Here is an 18,902-nt window from a genome sequence, read left to right as displayed (position 1 = left end):
AAAAACTTGCTTTTACATTTTTGAGAAGCTATAATACAAATTATATAAAATCCTATTAATGTAAAAGTTATGATAAGGACATAATCGTTGGCACATGGACTGAGTAGAGAGGGAAGTCACCGGCTGAAAACTTCCTCTGGCCATGCAATTGATTACCACCTTTAAACTTTGCTGTTGAACCTTTCAGTAAACAGCAGCGTACGATCTGCGTTAAAGATTTATGAAGCCGTAGTTTTTGATGCGGGAAATAGGGTGGAACCACGTGACCAACGCTCGTCCCTTTGCTTAGATGCAGAGGGGTGGGCGTTTTTAATTTGTCCCACAATAACTTAATCACATAAACAAAGGAGCGATTCAAAATGGCAGAAATCACAATTACATTCCCAGACGGCGCAAGTAAACAGTTTCCTCAGGGAACTACTGGAGAAGAGATAGCCGGTTCTATAGCGTCAGGACTGAAAAAGCAGGCACTAGCCATTAAACTAGATGGACAGTTATACGACCTGCGCCGTGGATTGAATCATGGGGGTTCAATCGAAATTATCACCTATAAAAATCAGGAAGGCATAGAAGTAATGCGGCATTCTGCTGCCCATTTGCTTGCCCAAGCGGTAACCCGCTTATACGATAACGTAAAATTTGGTGTGGGACCTGTTATCGAGGAAGGTTTTTATTATGATATAGACCTTGAGGAGTCACTGACACCTGAGGATCTTCCTAAGATTGAGAAAGAAATGAAACGAATTGTTGATGAAAATCTCGAAATTCAGCGTATTGAAGTTTCCCGTGAAGAGGCAAAAGAAATGTTCCGCGAAATTGGAGATGATCTCAAGCTGGAACTGATTGATGCTATCCCGGAGGACGAACAGGTAACCATCTACAAGCAGGGTGAATTTTTCGACTTGTGCCGTGGTATTCATGTGCCTTCCACAAGCAAAATCAAAGCATTCAAACTTCTTAGTATTTCTGGCGCGTACTGGCGCGGTGACAGCAATAACAAACAACTGCAGCGCATTTATGGAACAGCTTTTGAGAAACAGGGACAGCTTGATGAACATCTGCGTATTCTGGAGGAAAGAAAAGAACGGGATCACCGTAAACTTGGTAAAGAGCTGGAAATTTTCACTGTTTCCCAGCAGGTTGGACAGGGACTTCCGCTCTGGCTGCCTAAAGGTGCGACAATCCGCCGCAACATTGAACGTTATATTGTCGATCTAGAAGAACGATTAGGTTATGATCATGTCTATACACCGGTACTGGGGAGTGTGGATCTTTATAAAACAAGTGGACACTGGGATCACTATAAAGACGATATGTTCCCGACAATGGAGATGGACAACGAGGATTTGGTGCTTCGTCCAATGAACTGTCCGCATCACATGATGGTCTATAAAAATCAGCTCTACAGCTATCGGAGTCTCCCGGTACGAATTGCTGAACTTGGTATGATGCACCGGCATGAAATGTCAGGTGCCCTTGCAGGCCTCCAGCGTGTCCGGGCAATGACCTTGAATGATGCGCATATCTTTGCTCGTCCGGATCAATTGAAAGAAGAGTTTATCCGCGTGGTTGAACTTGTGCAAAAAGTTTATGAGGATTTTGGTATCGAAGACTATTACTTCCGTCTTTCATACCGCGATCCGGAAGATAAAGAAAAATATGTGGATAATGATGAGATGTGGAATAAAGCACAAGCCATGCTTAAAGAAACAATGGAAGAAATGCAAGTGGATTATGTGGAAGCTGAAGGTGAAGCTGCATTCTACGGTCCTAAGTTAGATGTACAGGTTAAAACAGCGCTTGGAAAAGATGAAACACTTTCCACGGTACAGCTTGATTTCCACTTGCCTAACCAGTTTGATCTTACGTATATAGGTAAGGATGGTAATGAGCATCGACCGGTCGTTATCCACCGCGGGGTAGTATCAACGATGGAACGCTTTGTTGCATTCTTGATCGAGGAATATAAAGGCGTTTTCCCGACTTGGCTGGCACCGGTTCAGGTCAAAGTCATTCCTGTTTCCCCGCAAGTGCATTTGGACTATGCAAAAGATGTAGCGGATAAGCTGCGATTGAAAGGGGTACGTGTTGCTGTTGACGAACGGGATGAAAAAATCGGTTATAAAATCCGTGAAGCACAGACACAGAAAGTACCATTTGCACTTGTACTCGGCGATAACGAAATTGAAGACAATGCCGTTAATGTACGCCGTTACGGTGAAAAGAACTCAGAGACACTTTCCTATGAAGACTTTGAATCACTGATTACCGATGAAATAGATAATAAGGTACTTCGGTAATAAGGTTGTCTTACGCCCAGGTCCAGCACCAAACTGGTATCTGGGCTTTTTTTCGAGTCAAGTGTGTGTTATAATTAGTATACAAGCATGTGACGGTGATGTTCATGTTTTAGATTGTTGACATACCGTTAAATACATGCTATTCTATTAAAGTTGATTAAAATTAAATGATCTGAGACAAGTAGAAGCACCCGCTTCTCACCTGATCGACGCATATAATATGCAGTTGACTGGTTCCGAACTCTTTTATAGACTATTGGAGACGTGTGGGTGCAGAACTGTGCCGACACTTTTTGTTTTTAATAAGAAAATTCGCTTGTCGATACGGATCAGTAACATCAAATTTTTTTGGAGGTGGCTGGCTATTAGCAAAGATATGAATGTCAATGAAAAAATTCGTGCCCGCGAGGTACGTCTTATCGACTCAAATGGTGATCAGCTTGGAGTTAAATCACGTAACGAAGCTCTGGATATTGCACAGACACGTAATCTGGATCTTGTACTGGTTGCACCTAATGCAAAACCGCCAGTTTGTCGGATCATGGACTACGGGAAATTTCGCTTCGAACAGCAAAAGAAAGAAAAAGAAGCACGCAAAAAGCAGAAAGTCATCAATGTTAAAGAAGTTCGTTTCACTCCGGGAATCGGCGATCACGACTTCAACACCAAGTTGAAGAACGCACGTAAATTCCTTGAAAAAGGCGACAAAGTAAAAGCAGCTGTCCGTTTCCGCGGTCGCGCGATTACGCACAAAGAACTTGGTCGGGAAGTACTTGACCGGATGGCAGAGGAAGTAAAAGACATTGCAACGATTGAATCCAAACCTAAAATGGAAGGTCGTAATATGTTTATGATGCTTGCTCCAGTAAACGACAAATAAACAATACTAGGAGGAACCAATTATGCCTAAAATGAAAACCCACAAAGGTTCTCAAAAACGTTTCAAGAAAACAGGTACAGGAAAGCTTAAACGTTCACATGCATACACAAGCCATATGTTTGCTCATAAATCTCAGAAGCAAAAACGTAAATTGCGTAAATCTGCAATTGTATCTTCCGGAGATTTCAAACGTATCAAAACTATGCTCCCGTACAAATAAGTTTTAAAGACATCAATGGAACAAAAACATTATTTTTGATTTGCAATTAGGAGGGAATTATTATGCCACGTGTAAAAGGTGGAACAGTAACGCGTAGACGGCGTAAACGCGTACTGAAATTAGCAAAAGGTTATTATGGTTCGAAGAGAGCGCTATTTAAAACAGCAAAACAGCAGGTAATGAAGTCAGGTGTGTATGCATACCGTGACCGCAGACAGAAAAAACGTGACTTCCGTAAACTTTGGATCACACGTATTAATGCAGCTGCACGCATGAACGATATTTCATACAGCAAACTTATGCACGGCCTGAAGCTTGCAGGTATTGAAGTGAACCGTAAAATGCTGTCAGATCTTGCAATTAATGATGAAAAAGGATTTACTCAACTGACTGAAAAAGCAAAAGCTGCTTTAAAATAAGGAATTATTAGGCCAAATCCAGCTGAAAAGGATTTGGTCTTTTTTTCATTAAATTGGGGGAAGCCGAAATGGATGAAACAATTATGCTTGTTGTATATCTTATAACAGCGAATATAATCACTTTTTTATTTATGGCTATGGACAAACGGCGGGCCAGGAATCGTGAGTACCGTATTCCTGAAAGAACATTTTGGGGACTTGCGCTAATCGGTGGTGCAGTGGGTGCTTATCTTGGAATGCGACAATTCCGCCATAAAACAAAACACCGCTCTTTTGTGGTTGGAATGCCACTATTGATTGTGCTACATATCGCATTATTAATGTACTTGTACATTAACTAAATGTCATATAGGCTCGTCTTATGTCATATACATGTACTAAGCTTTCCAAGGAGCCAGAACATCCTGTAGTGAAGGAGGTCATGTATGGAGTTTTTCGGTAATTATATAATGGCGTTTATTGAGACGGGTGGGTTATTCGCTCCAATTCTATTTATTAGCTGTCATCTGTTACGGCCTTTATTTTTTCTTCCTGTTGTATTTATTTGTATTTCAGGTGGAGTGTTATTTGGAGCGATGGCCGGAACACTGTATTCGTTGATAGGCATTACACTTTCCAGTATCATTTTTTACGGTGTAATAAGGTGGATGCCGAAAACGTTCAACCGATTGGTTATCGTGAAGCAAAAATTAATCGGTAAAAACAGTGAACTTACTACGTCCCAGGTTGCCTTGTTGCGGTTGGTTCCATTTATTCATTTTCATCTGTTGTCATTATGCCTGATAGAAGTCTCCGAAAACTTCAGAGATTATACGCGCTCATCCTTGCTATCAAATATTCCTTTAGCGTTTGTCTATACATTCATCGGTAAATGGATCTCAAGTCTTTCCCCATTATATATCCTCGTTTTTATGGCAGCACTTTTACCTTTAATTTATCTGCTAAGAAGAAAAGAAATCATTATTAAATGGAACGATTTCTTTCAAGTTAGTACCTGATGCGGAATCCAACCAAAGAAAAATAAAAAGCTCATCCGTCCGGGTGAGCTTTTGCTGTTCAATCGATACTAGTAATAATTAACTTGTTGATTGGATGTTTCCATTCGATTTTGGAATATGGATACCTGAGCAATAATTGTTCCTCGAGAAAATAAAGGTCATCTCGTCTGATACCGCCCAGTTCTGCTGGGTCCCTGGCAAAAACGCTGATGTTAACTACCTCGAATGCTTCTTCAGTTGTTCCAAGGTATTTTTCCCCTTCAAATGAACAGTTTTTATATACGAATTGTATATTCTTTTTACTGTTTTCCGGTTCATCGACCATATAAAAACTGTTGCTTGCTTTAGCAATTCGTAGCTGCCGTTCAGGATTGCGGAAATACTGGATTATTGTATAAATTAGGAGAGCGAGTGCTATCAGTATAAGAATACGGAATAAAATTACAATCATGGAAAATCGTCTCCCTGTTCTGTTATATACTCTTGTACGTTTTTATCCCTGTGGTGGTTTCACAAAATATCGCGATTTCATGATACAATCAGAAAAAAGTATAAAAAGGAGATTAAAATGAACTGGTCGGATTTATATAATATGCAAAAACAATTGGATGATTACATAGAAGCAGAGCATGAGCTGACAGACAAAGATTTGTTCAGGGAAAAGTATCTTGCACTTTTAGTCGAGCTCGGGGAGCTTGCTAATGAAACAAGATGTTTTAAGTTCTGGAGCAATAAACCACGAAGTGATAAAGCTGTGGTGCTCGAGGAATATGTGGATGGTGTTCATTTCCTGTTATCACTAGGCCTGGAAAAAGGGTTGCAGTTTAGTGGTGCAATAAGTCGTCCTGTTGAGAATAGTGAAACTGAGCAGTTTAACCAAGTATTTGCCGCATGTACCAATTTTAATGAAAACCCCTCGACTGACAACTATGAACAACTTTTTGAATCGTTTCTTCTGCTTGGAAACATTCTTGGTTTCAATGAACAGGATATCAAAGATGCTTACCTTAAAAAGAACAAAACTAATTACAAACGGCAAAATGAAGGGTATTAGAAAGAAATGTTTTGTTATTCTTTCAATTCAAGTTATAATAATAATGGACTTATTCAAAGGAGGATACTCTACATATGGCAAAATTGGATGAAATGAACACAATGCTTAAAGATTTAACTGATGCAAAAGGTATTCCAGGAAATGAAAAAGAAGCTCGGGAAGTAATGGAAAAGTATATTTCCCCATTTGCAGATGAAGTGTACACAGATAATCTTGGGAGTCTGATTGCCCGTAAAGCTGGAAATGCTAACGGACCAAAAATCATGGTTGCCGGTCACCTTGATGAGGTAGGCTTTATGGTTACGAGAATCGATGACAATGGTTTTGTATATTTCCAGACTGTTGGTGGCTGGTGGAGCCAGGTTATGCTTGCACAGCGTGTAACTATCATGTCTGCAAAAGGTGATGTCACAGGTGTAATCGGTTCCAAACCACCACATATCCTATCACCAGAAGCACGTAAGAAGCCAGTGGAAATTAAAGATATGTTTATTGATATTGGCGCGTCAAGCAGAGAAGAGGCTAAGGAATTTGGTGTACGCCCTGGAGATTCTGTAGTTCCTTACTTTGAGTTTACACAGATGAAAAATGAAAAGATGCTTCTTGCAAAAGCATGGGACAACCGTATTGGATGTGCAATTGCAATCGAGGTGTTAAAACAGCTTAAGGATGTAGATCATCCGAACGTTGTATATGGCGTTGGAACTATTCAGGAAGAGGTAGGTCTTCGTGGAGCCCGCACTTCCGCACATGCTATCCAGCCTGATATTGGGTTCGGTGTCGATGTAGGGATTGCAGGTGACACACCTGGCATTTCTGATAAGGATGCTGACAGCAAACTTGGAAAGGGACCTCAAATCATTCTTTATGATGCATCCATGGTCTCCCATAAAGGGGTACGTGATTTGGTAGTTGATACTGCTGATGAAAACAATATTCCGTACCAGTTTGCTTCCATGGCCGGGGGCGGAACAGATTCCGGTTCCATTCATCTGACTGCGAATGGTGTGCCATCCCTGTCTATTACAATTGCCACACGGTATATACATTCACACGCTGCTATCCTGCATCGTGACGACTTTGAAAATGCTGTGAAACTGATTGTGGAGACAATTAAAAAGCTGGACAGTGATAAAGTTAAAGAGATTGTTCTTGCATAAAAAAACGAGGTATGGCTTCATTGCCATACCTTGTTTTTTATGTTAAATAAGAATTCATTACCTTTTTTACATAGTTCTCTGTTTCGGTAAACGGTGGGATTCCCTGATATCTATCCACATTTCCTGGACCTGCGTTGTAAGCTGCCAGGGCAAGTTCAACATTTCCGTTATATTTATTAAGCATTTGGCTCAGATATTTGGTTCCACCTTCTATATTCTGTTCAGCATTAAATGGGTTGGTTACACCAAGTCCACGTGCAGTTGCAGGCATTAACTGCATCAGCCCCTGCGCACCCGCACCGCTTTTAGCATATTGATTATAGTTAGACTCCGCTTTGATAACTGCATGTACCAACTGCGGATTCACTCCATATTTGGCTGCTTTTTCGTTAATTATCGGCTCAAGCGTAACAGGTGCAGTTGCATTGGCGGCAGTCACAGGCATCGTATGATGCATTTTCGTTAAAGACGACTGGTCAACACTCAACGATATTGAATTACTTTTCTGTCCAGAAATTGTATTATTCAACTGTTGCTGAAGTAGCTGATTAAAAGCCATATCAATCAGCGATTTGTTATATGTATTGCCGGTTGGCGACGACGTTAGAACGTTCATAGCCTGGTGTTGTATGAGCGATTGCAAGCTTCGGATATCCATCCTTTAAAATCCCCATCCATTAATTAGTTAATAATAGTTTACCTTATCCAAACGGTAAGCTCAATAGGACTATAAGCTGATTGGTGTACTTCCGGCATTTTCAAGTACTTCACGATAAAAAGAATCTTCCCCAATACAGTAAACCCGGTCACACAGTGTTTTAATCTCATCCATGTCATGTGACGTGTAGATAATTATTTTTTCGTGTGATTTTGCCTGATTATATAAATAAGTCCCTATTTCTTTGCGTGATTTCAGGTCAATTCCGACAGTTGGCTCGTCAAGCAGAAGTAAGTCAGGATTATGGATCAGGCTGACAGCGATATTTAACTTTCGTTTCATACCACCTGATAGCGTTTTTACCTGCTCATTCCATTTGTCCAACTTCATATCGTTGCATAGCTGTTTTAATGCTTCAATGGATTTATTTTCCCAGGATAATTTTTCAAAAAAGACCATGTTTTCCTTAACTGTAAAGTCCTCCCATAGTGCTATATCCTGCGACACGTAACCGATTCGTTTCCTGATATTCTTTCTTGACTTTGCATATGATTCTCCACCAAGTGTTATGGATCCTCTAGTGGCGTTTGTCAAGGTCGCCAATACCTGCAGCATTGTGGACTTTCCTGCTCCATTTTCACCAACAAGACCAATCACTTCTCCTGGTGAAGCTGAGAAAGTAATGGAATCAAAAATAAATTTTTTTCCATAAGCCTTGGAAAGTTGTTCAACCTTAAGCATGAAACTCATCCTTTCTTATTGTCCAAAATATTGCCAGAGAAACAATCGTTACTGTCCATACCGTGATGAATTGTCCTTCAAGTAGCGGAGTTACAGGATTAATAGAATTCAGCCAAGTATTATCCGGTATCATTTCAGCAGGTAAAATTGCTCCGCTGGAGATTGTGAACAATAAAGTAAGAGCAAAAGACACCGTATAGTAGAGAAATAATTTTTTAAAAAGCTGGGCAAGCAGAAAGGCTCCTAGATTTATCAAGACACGGAACAGCAGTAAATTCATTATACTGATCCATTCTCCAAGATAGAGATAAATTATACTAACCGACAGTAAGTCAACCATAAAAAGAAGAACTGTATAAATGATGAAGTTCCTGATTAAATATGACTTCATCGACCAGCGGGTAAAATAAAATCGAATCGCCGCTTTCCGGTTCCTTTCTTTAATTACCCAATCAAACAGAAGAAGGGAAGACAGTATACAAAATACTGCCCAGATTCCCCAGACATTGATGACCGAAATTTCCTCAGCTTCTTTGGAAGAGGAGCCGAGAAAAGAAAACTCTGTTGTAAGCAGATTTTCTTCCTTCTGAATTTCTTTACTTCTATGTATGATTTCATTGAATGTCCAACTGGTGTCAGTATCATATTGTTCTTCAAAGTCCTGAATGAAGAGTGCCGCCTTTGATCTGCCAGTCTCCTGCTGGATGTACGACAGAATTATTTCTTTTACAGGCGAATAAGCAAAGGATAATCGCGTTTTATAACCTGTAATAAGCTGGTTTCGGTCATTTTGCAGTATATCTTTTTCGAATCCTTCTTGAACAATAAATACACTATCCAGTTCATGTCTGGTAAGGGAAGCCAATGCTTTCTCCTTATCTAGCTCCTTAACACGCAAAAATGGTGTCGATTTTATTTCCTTAACCAGTTCTTTCGAAGCGTCCGTTTTTTCTTCAAGAATAATGCCTACTGGGACTTTGGCATCTTCCTGTATCGTGTTGGCGGCAATTACAACTCCTAGTGTTGCAAGGAGAGGAAACAGCAGCCAGAAAATAATACTTATCCATTGTTTTTTCCAATGCATAAAACGCACTGCAATTATATTATTCATCAGACAGCATGCTCCTTCCATTTGGATATTCCAAGGAACAGCAGGAAGAAGGAAACTGTCATGAGAATCAGCGGTATAAAGTTTGTATAAATTCTGCCATTCAGCACAATTTCTTGTAGCCAGTTAAATGCTTCACTTCCAAAGCTGTACGGAAGCAGTTCCTGTATATAAAGCGGAAAATATAGTGTAGGGATAACTGCTCCGCTTAGTAGCAGCGTTAAGAAAGTGAAGATGGACTGAACAAGTAACCTGACCTTCTGATCGGATAACAGCATCTCCAGAACTGCCAACCCAAGCAAGTATATACAACAGTGCAGAAGAGTAATCCCTGTCATCCGCAGATAATCATCTGCAGTGATGGAAAAGCTCATTAGCTTTATAAGAAGCGTGCACGCAATCATGGAGCAAACAAAAACAATCAGAAAAGTTGTCAGTATTTTCGCCGACAACAGCTGAAAGTCCGTTACGCCATATAGGCGCATACGTCGCTTAATACGTGGTTCTTCATCTCTTGTTAAAAATGAATACATGATCAGCAGCCATAATGTGAGGACAGTAAACCAGGCTGCGAGGCTATAGTATTTAGTGGGAGATTGTGTTGCATGATTAGTCACTTCTTCTTCTTCGATAATTTTATCTTTTCCGACTGTATAAAATACGAAGCTTGAGAATTGTTTTAACAAGATTTCTTGCCGCATTTTATCGCTTACCGGCAGCTGCTTCAGATAGTTGTTGATCGTTAGTATGTTTGCCTGGGAAGTTCTGATATGACGAGCTATACTATCGATAAGCTCCTTAACAATATAGCTTTCAGTACTTTTGTCCGGATTTCCGATTATCCTTAGTTTAACTGGATTTCCTTCATATAGACTTTTGGTGAACCCCTCAGGAAAGGTCACATATGCGCTTAGCCTGTTATTTATTGCCCGTTTTGCCTGTTCCTCAGTTAATGTATCGATTTTTATGTACGTGCCTATCTGTGAAGTTTCTTCTATCATATCAACAACCATTTTTGTTTCTTTGGATTTATCCATATCGACTAGCCCTACGTGAACAGGATTGCGATCCTCAGGCATAAAGATAGTAACCGCAACAAAAGCAGCCAAAAACACCAAAACTACTGGAAACAGTAAAAGCAGAGGAAGTGATAACCACTTCCTCTGCAGATGTTTAAAATTATTTAAGGTGAATAATGTTAGATTCCTTAAGAATGTCATAAATCCACTTCCGTTTCTTTATGCATGAAGGGATGTTAAAAACCATTCATGCCTCCGCCCATGGATCCGAAAATCCACTGCTGAAATTTCGGAGTAACCTCATTTTCAATATACTGGTTGATTTCCTCCATGCTCATGTTACCAATGTTTTTAATTTCTTTATCGGATTCGAGCTGAACAGCATCTATTGTTTTGGCGTTCACCTCAATATGAAGACCAAACATATCCTGAGTTACACCTGGAGCTTCAACTGCAAAGTCGTGCTCAGAAGTCATTCGATCATTGTCGTAAGAAGAGGTCCCGGACCATATTAAACTTCCATCTTGAACGGCATCTTTGAATGATAAGGTCCGTTCAAATTCTCTTTTGCTATCTTTGAGTGTCTCTGAACCTTCATAGGAAAGCTCTGTTTCACCAAATGCGAGCTTAATAGAATCAGCAGCCGTGTTATTTTTCCATTCGAGATCTCCGGTAAGTGTCATGGTATGTTCCCCGGTCTGGTCGGTCCCTGTAAATTGGTAGTTGAACGTCTGATTGGTATCAGTGAAAACTTGGGAACCATCGATTGTCAGGTTAACCATTTCATCATCAGAAGGACCCATCTTCACTTCAATGTTTCGTTTCACAATAAGGTCATCATGAACCCAAATAACAGACTTGAATCCCTCAGGAATGTTAAGTTCCTCTAAACCTTTTTGTGCTTCTTTTATCGCCGTTTCAAAATCACCCATCAACTCATCAACCTGATTTTGCATGTCAGGTGTGAGTGTGGAAGAAGAAATCCCTGCTCCGAATTGCTGAAATACTATCTGTTCACTAATGATCTTTTTTAACCGTTCATCGCTTTCCATCTTGTTTAAAACCTTGCCGATAATGTCTTTTAGTTGTTTTTCAGTAAGGTGCATAGTTATTTTTTTGGCATCAAATGATTTTGACTCTACATTCACTGTCTCGTCGCTAGTTGAGAAAGCATCATCCGGAATTGCATCGTAAATCATTTCAAGATACTCATTTTTAATGTATTCCTGATCTTCTTTATCTAAGATACCAGCAGAACGCTCGAAAAAAGAATCCAGTTCAAGTTTTTCATCACCGGTAAACATTTCAGGATCAATTTCCTTCAGTAGCTTTCCAAGATCATCTCCGTTAAGCTGGACTAGTTCTTCGAGGAAAGGAAGACCAAGCATTACTTTTTTGTCAGTCATATATACTTCAATATTCCCTACCTGCATGCCACCCATGCTCGCCTCTATCTGGGTTGCCATATGTTTCTTTTCTCTGTCCAATTCGGTTGTAACGGTTATTGCTGAATTGTTTATAATTTGTGAAGGGCCCATTACCCCAAAACCGCCGCTCATTGCATTAGGATCATTATACTCTCCTGAAAGCTCAAAAGTCGTCTCCGTAGGATTTTTAAGACTCACTTCCTGCCATGCCAATTCGGGCTCGTACCGTTCTTTAACCTGCTCAAGTATGAATTCAGCTGAATTCTTTTCAGCTAGAAAATACTGCTGTTTTGCAGATAAGTTAAGCAATACAAATGCAGCAGCACTCCCACCGATGATCAGGACAGCAAGAATAGTCATCAATATAGCCTTCTTTGATAGCCCCCCTTTGCCTGCCTGTCCGTTGCTAAAATTACTCCCCATTGTAAATTCTCCTCCCTATGTACAACCCCTGTTAAAACTATATGTATTAATTCCATATAATTTTACCATAAATAAGAAGAAATGTAGCCAACTATTCTGGAAAAATAATACTGTTCTAAAAAATCGTTGTTTTGTACCTAAAAAAATAAACTGCGAAGTAGTGAGCTATGTTGATTTCCGCTTCAGGCAGTCGCTTTCCGCGGGCAACGCTTCAACTTCCTCGGAAGCAAAAAACGCTTCCAGCGGGATTTTCAGCTGTTGCTTTTCCCGCAGGAGTCGACTGCCTTACGCTCCAATCAACGCCAGGTTACCGAAGAAGATTCATCTAGAGTTCTGTGAGAGGTCGTTGGAAACATACTCAATCCCTTATAAGTTATGGACACTAAGCGTAAGCAATACACGAAGACTCCTGTGGAACAACGAGCCTAAGAGACCCCACAGTGAGCGATCTTGGCGAACGAGGAGGCTCGTGGTGAGTCCACGGAAAGCGAAGTATATTGCTGAAGCGGTTGCCTACCATTTTTAAATTCACTACTTCGTAGTTCATATCAAACGCGAAAGATAGAAAAGCAAAGGGTTCTTGGAAAACACAAAAATAAAGACAGATGCTTTGGGCATCTGTCTGTAATCTGGGGATTCTACTTCACCCTGTTGTTTCCTGTTTAACTCCCTGTTCAAGTGCGTTGATCATTTCCTGTTTATCCTGTTCGTCGGATTGTTTCCAGATCAGTTCAAACAATACACCTAGCCCAGGAAGCATTTTTTCCTCGCCATTCTGGATTGCTTCAACGATAGTAGCTTCTAATTGCTTTTGATCGTTTGATTCAATGTTTGATAGGATTGCTTTCCTTAAATTCAAGTCCAACATAAACACCCCTTGCAAATATTTTAAACTAACGATAGTTTGACCATGTTGGGACAATATATGTATGATAAAGCAAGAAATATATGGATAGGAATGAGCTTTTATGATTACTTCGGTACAGAATGATAAAGTCAAACAGTGGAAAAAACTGCACAAAAGGAAAGGCCGTACAGAATCGGGTGCATTTTTCGTGGAAGGTTTCCACTTGGTGGAGGAGGCGCACAAGAGTAATTGGGAGATTAAGGAACTGATCGTACAGGAGGGTATTAATGTCCAGCATATTGAGGGAGAGTTTCCTATTACTGAGGTTGGAGATAATGTTTTCAAGCATATTTCTAAAACAGAAACACCCCAGGGAATTGCTGCCATTGTAAAAATGAACCAACCGAAGGTGGTAAATGGTAGTACCGTTCTGCTGATTGATTCCATTCAGGACCCGGGAAATCTCGGAACAATTATTCGGACAGCTGATGCCGCAGGGTTTAATGCGGTTATGCTTGGCGAAAATACAGTGGACGCGTATAATGAAAAAGTTATTCGTGCCACCCAGGGATCATTGTTTCACTTGCCGGTAACTACGGAAAATCTTGATGAAAAAATTACCGAATTGAAAGAAGAAGGATTTAATATATGGGCTTCTTCACTGTCAGGTGCCAGGTCTTTTGATGAGCTGGAAGTAGGCAGTAAGACTGCGTTAATATTGGGGAATGAAGGTGCCGGTGTCCGCGATGAGATTGTCGAACTTGCCGATACTGTTGTGAAAATCCCGATATACGGTAAAGCTGAATCTCTTAACGTCAGTGTTGCAGCAGGCATATTAATGTATTATATTAAGATGTAAATGTTGCATACTGACAACAAGTTATCTATAATTGATAAAAGAAATCAAAAGAACGAAGCTGTGAAAGAGATAAGTAGCAACTATCCCGCCGGTAAAGGGAGGAAACATCGCAGACTGTAAATGTTTCCACCGGTAGGTTGTTATGATTCACTCTGGAGCTGACACTGGGACCTTGTTAGCGCAAGTAAAGGTGTTCCGGATGAATAATCCGTTATCAGGAATGAGTTGGACACTCGACAGGTGTGTCAACAAGGGTGGTACCGCGAAACCGGAGCTTCGTCCCTTTTTTGGGACGGGGCTTTTTTATGTTTTCAAAAAGAAATAAGGGAGGCTTTTTTTATGAAGGAACAGCTTGAACAAATACAGGCTGACGCATTGGAGGAAATCAGGCAGTCAAATGACCTGAAGGAACTCCAGGATATCAAAGTAAAATATCTGGGAAAAAAGGGATCGCTAACTGGTGTGTTAAAAGGCATGGGCAAGCTCTCAAAGGAAGAACGCCCAGTAGTTGGTGAAATCGCCAATAAGGTAAGAGAAGCAATTACCCAAGAATTTGATCAAAAAAGTGACGCTCTCGAACAGGTTGCATTAAATGAACAGCTGGAAAAGGAAGCGCTTGATGTTACACTACCCGGGCGTCCGGTTCAGGTAGGTGGCCCGCACTTACTTACAAAAATTGTGGAAGAAATCGAGGATTTATTTATCGGTATGGGATTTGAAGTGCGTGAAGGTCCAGAAGTAGAGACCGATTACTATAACTTTGAAGCACTGAATCTGCCAAAGGGACACCCAGCAAGGGACATGCAGGATACTTTTTATATAACTAACGAACTTCTATTAAGAACACATACATCACCTGTACAGGCTCGTACTATGCGACAGTATGACGGCGACCAGTCAGTAAAAATGATTTGCCCTGGTAAAGTATACCGTCGTGATACTGACGATGCGACCCATTCGCATCAATTCACACAAATTGAAGGACTTTATGTGGATAAAAACGTGCGAATGAGTGATTTGAAAGGGATTCTAGATAAATTCGCAAAAAGCATGTTTGGTCATGACCGTAAAATCCGTCTACGTCCTAGTTTCTTCCCATTCACGGAACCGTCTGTTGAGATGGACATTTCCTGTAAAGTGTGTAACGGGGAAGGATGCTCCGTCTGCAAGAAAACAGGCTGGATTGAAATCCTTGGAGCAGGAATGGTTCATCCGCGAGTACTCGAAATGGCGGGATATGATTCTGAACAGTACACCGGGTTTGCGTTTGGTATGGGACCTGAACGGATTGCCATGTTGAAATACGGTATCGATGACATCCGTAACTTTTATACGAATGATAAACGTTTCCTAAGTCAGTATCATCATGCGAAAGGAGGTACACTATAATGCTTGTATCGTTAAACTGGTTAAAAAACTATGTGGATCTGGGTATGATTTCACCTGAAGAGCTAGCTGAAAAAATAACTAAAACGGGTATCGAAGTGGACAGTATTGAGTATATAGCCCAAGAGAGCAAGGGAGTAGTTGTTGGATATGTGGAGTCGTGCGATAAGCATCCGAATGCCGACAAACTGAACCTATGCCAGGTTGATGTAGGATCAGAAAAACTGCAGATTATCTGCGGGGCACCGAATATCCAACAGGGCCAGAAAGTGGCAGTCGCGACACCAGGAGCAGTTCTACCGGGTAACTTCAAAATTAAAAAAGTTAAGCTTCGCGGAGTAGAATCTAATGGGATGATTTGTTCTCTGCAGGAGCTTGGCATCGAGGAAAAATATGTACCAAAGGATATAGCAGAAGGCATTTTCGTGTTTCCAGAAGAAATAACTGTTGGTGAAGCGGTTGAGCCACTCCTGAACCTGAATGATGCTGTGCTTGAATTTGACCTCACACCGAACCGTGCAGATTGTTTGAGTATGCTTGGAGTCGCTTATGAAGTTGCGGCTATTCTAGGCCAGGAAGTTAAGCTACCGGACGAGAATGTTGAACTATCGAACGAAAAAGCAAGTGATTATGTTAGCGTAGAAGTTAAAGACTCAGAATTGAATCCATATTATGGTGCATTCTTGGTAAAAGATATTGAAGTAAAACCTTCCCCGTTATGGATGCGAAACGCACTGATTGCAGGAGGAATCCGTCCAATCAACAATGTAGTCGATATTACAAACTATGTATTGCTTGAGTATGGTCAGCCGCTTCATGCATTTGATTATAATCTCCTTGGATCACGTGAAATAGTAGTTCGTCAGGCGAAAAAAGACGAGAATATTGAAACCCTTGACGATGTGGAGCGGGTCCTTTCAAGTGATCATTTGGTGATTACCGATGGTGAAGCACCGATCGCCATTGCCGGCGTAATGGGTGGAGCAAGCACCGAAGTGAATGAGGAGACTAACACAATTCTGCTTGAAGCTGCTTATTTTTCACCAACTTCTGTACGAAAAACGGTTAAAGATACGGGGCTACGAAGTGAATCAAGTACCCGTTTTGAGAAAGGGATAGACCCAAACCGGGTTTACCGTGCAGGAATGAGAGCATGCCACCTGCTTGAGAAGTATGCTGGAGCAACCGTACTTGCGGAACCGGTTATAGTTGATGAGCTTGATAAAAGTGAAAAAGTGGTAGCTATAGACACAAACGAAATTAATAAGCGTCTTGGCACCAACATTAGTACGGATGATATAAGCATTATTCTTGATAAGCTGAACTTCAATTATGAACAAGATAATAATGGTTTTACGGTAAAAGTTCCAACCCGGCGCGGTGATATTACTATATTTGAAGATATGCTTGAAGAGGTTGCCCGTATTTATGGGTATGATAATCTTCCATTCACCCTTCCGCAAGGCTCTTCCCAGGCAGGTGGGCTAACGGAAAGGCAGCAGCTGAAACGGGAAGTGAAAAACTATCTTCAGGGTGTTGGATTAATGGAAACAATCACGTACTCTCTGACCAGCGATGATCATGTGAATAAACTTGTCGGGCCGTCGGTTCAACAAAAGAACCCGACTCCTGTTCAGCTGGCAATGCCGATGAGTGAAGATCATAAATATCTGCGCTTGAGCATGCTTCCAGGGCTACTCGAGTCTCTATCATATAACCGAGCACGAAATCAGTCTGACCTTGCCTATTTCGAATTAGGAAGTATATTTGTCTCCACCGAAACGGAAGTCACCAGACAGCCGGAAGAGAATTTAAGAATTGCAGGTGCTTTGACGGGCTCTTGGATTACTCACCCATGGCAACAGGAAAAGAAACAGGTCGACTTCTATCTGGCAAAAGGAATTGTGGAAGGGCTGTTTGATTTTCTGGATATCCAGGTATCCTTTAAACAGTCTAAGCTGCAGGATATGCATCCTGGGCGTTGTGCAACAATTCTATTAGATGATCACGAGATAGGCTTTATCGGCCAGGTACACCCTACACTTGAAAAGGCCATGGACCTGAAGGAAACGTATGTATTTGATGTGGATATGGATGAGGTGCTCGCTGCATACAGCAATAAACCGGCATACAACCCAATTCCAAAATACCCATCCGTCTCCCGGGACATTGCATTTATTGTAGATGAGAGTATCCATGCAGGTGAGATTAAAGCAGAGATTGAATCTGTTGGCGCTTCAATTGTTAAAAATGTCCAGATTTTTGATGTGTATAAAGGTGAACATCTTCCTGAAGGGAAAAAATCAATCGCCTACAGTCTTTTATATCAGGACCCTGAAAAAACACTGAAGGACGATGAAGTAGAACAGTCGTATGAAAAAATCGTTGAAACGGTAAACACTAAATTCAATGCATATGTACGTTCATAAAGCGAGAAGCTCAACCAATTGTGGTTGAGCTTCTTGTTTACTTATAAATAACTTTCGGCTTTTTTTGTATTGGCAAAATGAGTCTTAGCAACTGAGTTTAATGTATTGCGGCCTTTGGACCGGATAATCCTTGCGATTGTCTGGTCCACTTTTTTGGAAGCACCCTTAGGGACGGTAAGGCCAAGCTTATCAGATAGTTTATCCATTTCTTTCAGAAAGCTTGCTCTAGCTATGATGGACCCAGCCGCTACCGCAATGGAATAACTCTCAGCTTTTGTCATGAAATATGTGTTTTCGGCCAGTCGCTGCCGTTCGCTGCCAATATGTTTCCGGTAAACTGCCGGCTCACAGAACTGATCAATCAATATTCCCTCGATCTGTGCTGGAGCGATTTTTTCCAGCAGATTATTAATTGCATGATGATGCAGCATAGCTTTCATCTTTCCCTGGGTCCAGCCACGTTTCTGTAGTTTATTATACTTCTCATTATGAAGAACAAGCAGGGAATAAGGTAGTTCCATGCGCATCAGATCTTTTGCAATTTCCCGTATGGAAGTATCTGTAAGGTTTTTGGAATCCCTGACCCCAAGTTCTTTAAGCAACGCAATCTGGTCTTTTTTTACAAAGGCTGCGGCCACCGTTATCGGGCCGAAATAATCACCGGTCCCAGCCTCATCAGAACCAATATGATTTGCTGTAAACAGAGTTTGCGGCGGGAAGAATACTGTACTTTTCTGTCTGCTGGGCTCCTTTTTGGATTCAGCAGAGCTGCTGTCAGCCCATTTCTCCGCTTCAGCGGCAGGGGTACTGCCCTGAAACATTACTTTGCCGGACTTATATGCAGTGATTACTGCGTTGGATGTTTTGGCACGGAATACAGCTCCCTGTGGGGGGGACTGCAGGTAATCTTTATAATGGTTTTCCATTTCTTTAATAGTTGGCATCGGGAGTTTATAAACATTCTGTGGCATTGT

Annotated in this window: 19 protein-coding genes and 3 other annotated features; of the genes, 11 read left to right on the top strand and 8 right to left on the bottom strand. The window is 41.0% G+C overall.

Annotated elements, in window-relative coordinates; translation table 11 throughout:
• Positions 1–60: 60 nt before the first annotated feature.
• Positions 61–284: a binding site (T-box leader), on the top strand.
• A gap of 75 nt (positions 285–359) precedes the next feature.
• The 6 genes from thrS (at position 360) to ACFO3D_RS00280 (ending at position 4,817) form a co-directional block, all read left to right on the top strand.
• The gene (gene thrS / locus ACFO3D_RS00305) at positions 360–2,300 is read left to right on the top strand and encodes a threonine--tRNA ligase (RefSeq protein WP_390292572.1); all 1,941 of its coding nucleotides are present in this window, start codon (positions 360–362) and stop codon (positions 2,298–2,300) included.
• Positions 2,301–2,473: 173 nt separating this feature from the next.
• Positions 2,474–2,602, top strand: a sequence feature (ribosomal protein L20 leader region).
• 74 nt (positions 2,603–2,676) lie between these two features.
• A complete protein-coding gene (gene infC / locus ACFO3D_RS00300; RefSeq protein WP_390292680.1) occupies positions 2,677–3,180 on the top strand; it encodes a translation initiation factor IF-3 in 504 nt (167 codons plus the stop codon).
• A gap of 22 nt (positions 3,181–3,202) precedes the next feature.
• Positions 3,203–3,400, top strand: a complete 198-nt coding sequence (gene rpmI, locus ACFO3D_RS00295) for a 50S ribosomal protein L35 (protein ID WP_390292571.1) — start codon at positions 3,203–3,205, stop codon at positions 3,398–3,400.
• 62 nt (positions 3,401–3,462) lie between these two features.
• Entirely contained in the window at positions 3,463–3,819 is a 357-nt protein-coding gene (rplT, locus tag ACFO3D_RS00290; RefSeq protein WP_390292570.1) for a 50S ribosomal protein L20, read from the top strand.
• A 68-nt stretch (positions 3,820–3,887) separates the two neighbouring features.
• Complete coding sequence (locus tag ACFO3D_RS00285; RefSeq protein WP_390292569.1) at positions 3,888–4,160, top strand: DUF1294 domain-containing protein; 273 nt, start codon at positions 3,888–3,890, stop codon at positions 4,158–4,160.
• An 84-nt stretch (positions 4,161–4,244) separates the two neighbouring features.
• Positions 4,245–4,817: a TVP38/TMEM64 family protein gene (locus ACFO3D_RS00280; RefSeq protein WP_390292568.1), complete on the top strand. Its 573-nt coding sequence runs from the start codon at positions 4,245–4,247 to the stop codon at positions 4,815–4,817.
• 58 nt (positions 4,818–4,875) lie between these two features.
• Here ACFO3D_RS00280 and ACFO3D_RS00275 read toward each other — a convergent pair whose 3' ends face one another.
• Entirely contained in the window at positions 4,876–5,268 is a 393-nt protein-coding gene (locus tag ACFO3D_RS00275) for a sigma-w pathway protein ysdB (RefSeq protein ID WP_390292567.1), read from the bottom strand.
• 117 nt (positions 5,269–5,385) lie between these two features.
• Here ACFO3D_RS00275 and ACFO3D_RS00270 point away from each other — a divergent pair, with 117 nt between their 5' ends.
• Together ACFO3D_RS00270 and ACFO3D_RS00265 are read left to right on the top strand one after the other, a co-directional pair.
• The gene (locus tag ACFO3D_RS00270; protein WP_390292566.1) at positions 5,386–5,871 is read left to right on the top strand and encodes a dUTP diphosphatase; all 486 of its coding nucleotides are present in this window, start codon (positions 5,386–5,388) and stop codon (positions 5,869–5,871) included.
• A gap of 74 nt (positions 5,872–5,945) precedes the next feature.
• A complete protein-coding gene (locus tag ACFO3D_RS00265) occupies positions 5,946–7,031 on the top strand; it encodes a M42 family metallopeptidase (RefSeq protein WP_390292565.1) in 1,086 nt (361 codons plus the stop codon).
• 37 nt (positions 7,032–7,068) lie between these two features.
• Here the strand turns inward: ACFO3D_RS00265 and ACFO3D_RS00260 are convergent, their stop codons facing one another.
• The 6 genes from ACFO3D_RS00260 to sspI form a co-directional block, all read right to left on the bottom strand.
• Entirely contained in the window at positions 7,069–7,689 is a 621-nt protein-coding gene (locus ACFO3D_RS00260; protein ID WP_390292564.1) for a lytic transglycosylase domain-containing protein, read from the bottom strand.
• Positions 7,690–7,758: 69 nt separating this feature from the next.
• Entirely contained in the window at positions 7,759–8,430 is a 672-nt protein-coding gene (locus ACFO3D_RS00255; RefSeq protein ID WP_390292563.1) for an ABC transporter ATP-binding protein, read from the bottom strand.
• Entirely contained in the window at positions 8,423–9,541 is a 1,119-nt protein-coding gene (locus ACFO3D_RS00250) for an ABC transporter permease (protein WP_390292562.1), read from the bottom strand. The genes ACFO3D_RS00255 and ACFO3D_RS00250 overlap by 8 nt, the downstream gene beginning before the upstream one ends.
• The gene (locus tag ACFO3D_RS00245) at positions 9,541–10,758 is read right to left on the bottom strand and encodes an ABC transporter permease (RefSeq protein WP_390292561.1); all 1,218 of its coding nucleotides are present in this window, start codon (positions 10,756–10,758) and stop codon (positions 9,541–9,543) included. Before ACFO3D_RS00245 ends, ACFO3D_RS00250 begins: the two co-directional genes overlap by 1 nt.
• A gap of 35 nt (positions 10,759–10,793) precedes the next feature.
• The gene (locus tag ACFO3D_RS00240; protein ID WP_390292560.1) at positions 10,794–12,407 is read right to left on the bottom strand and encodes a hypothetical protein; all 1,614 of its coding nucleotides are present in this window, start codon (positions 12,405–12,407) and stop codon (positions 10,794–10,796) included.
• Between the two features lie 643 nt (positions 12,408–13,050).
• Positions 13,051–13,272 (bottom strand): small acid-soluble spore protein SspI, encoded by a 222-nt coding sequence (gene sspI / locus ACFO3D_RS00235; protein ID WP_390292559.1) that lies wholly within the window; start codon positions 13,270–13,272, stop codon positions 13,051–13,053.
• Positions 13,273–13,375: 103 nt separating this feature from the next.
• Between sspI and ACFO3D_RS00230 the strand changes: the two genes are divergently transcribed.
• From ACFO3D_RS00230 to pheT, 3 genes are all read left to right on the top strand, one after another.
• Positions 13,376–14,113, top strand: a complete 738-nt coding sequence (locus tag ACFO3D_RS00230; RefSeq protein ID WP_390292558.1) for a TrmH family RNA methyltransferase — start codon at positions 13,376–13,378, stop codon at positions 14,111–14,113.
• A 51-nt stretch (positions 14,114–14,164) separates the two neighbouring features.
• Positions 14,165–14,400: a binding site (T-box leader), on the top strand.
• Between the two features lie 52 nt (positions 14,401–14,452).
• On the top strand, positions 14,453–15,502 hold the full coding sequence (gene pheS, locus ACFO3D_RS00225) for a phenylalanine--tRNA ligase subunit alpha (protein ID WP_390292557.1): 1,050 nt from the start codon (positions 14,453–14,455) through the stop codon (positions 15,500–15,502).
• The gene (gene pheT, locus ACFO3D_RS00220; RefSeq protein ID WP_390292556.1) at positions 15,502–17,928 is read left to right on the top strand and encodes a phenylalanine--tRNA ligase subunit beta; all 2,427 of its coding nucleotides are present in this window, start codon (positions 15,502–15,504) and stop codon (positions 17,926–17,928) included. Before pheS ends, pheT begins: the two co-directional genes overlap by 1 nt.
• A gap of 41 nt (positions 17,929–17,969) precedes the next feature.
• Here the strand turns inward: pheT and rnhC are convergent, their stop codons facing one another.
• The gene (rnhC, locus tag ACFO3D_RS00215; RefSeq protein ID WP_390292555.1) at positions 17,970–18,899 is read right to left on the bottom strand and encodes a ribonuclease HIII; all 930 of its coding nucleotides are present in this window, start codon (positions 18,897–18,899) and stop codon (positions 17,970–17,972) included.
• Positions 18,900–18,902: the final 3 nt, after the last annotated feature.

The sequence above is a fragment of the Virgibacillus kekensis genome (assembly GCF_042654125.1).
In the GTDB taxonomy this organism is placed as follows: Bacteria; Bacillota; Bacilli; order Bacillales; family Amphibacillaceae; genus Lentibacillus; species Lentibacillus kekensis.
Note: the sequence above shows the minus strand (reverse complement) of the source record. Positions and strands in the feature narration are given on the sequence as shown.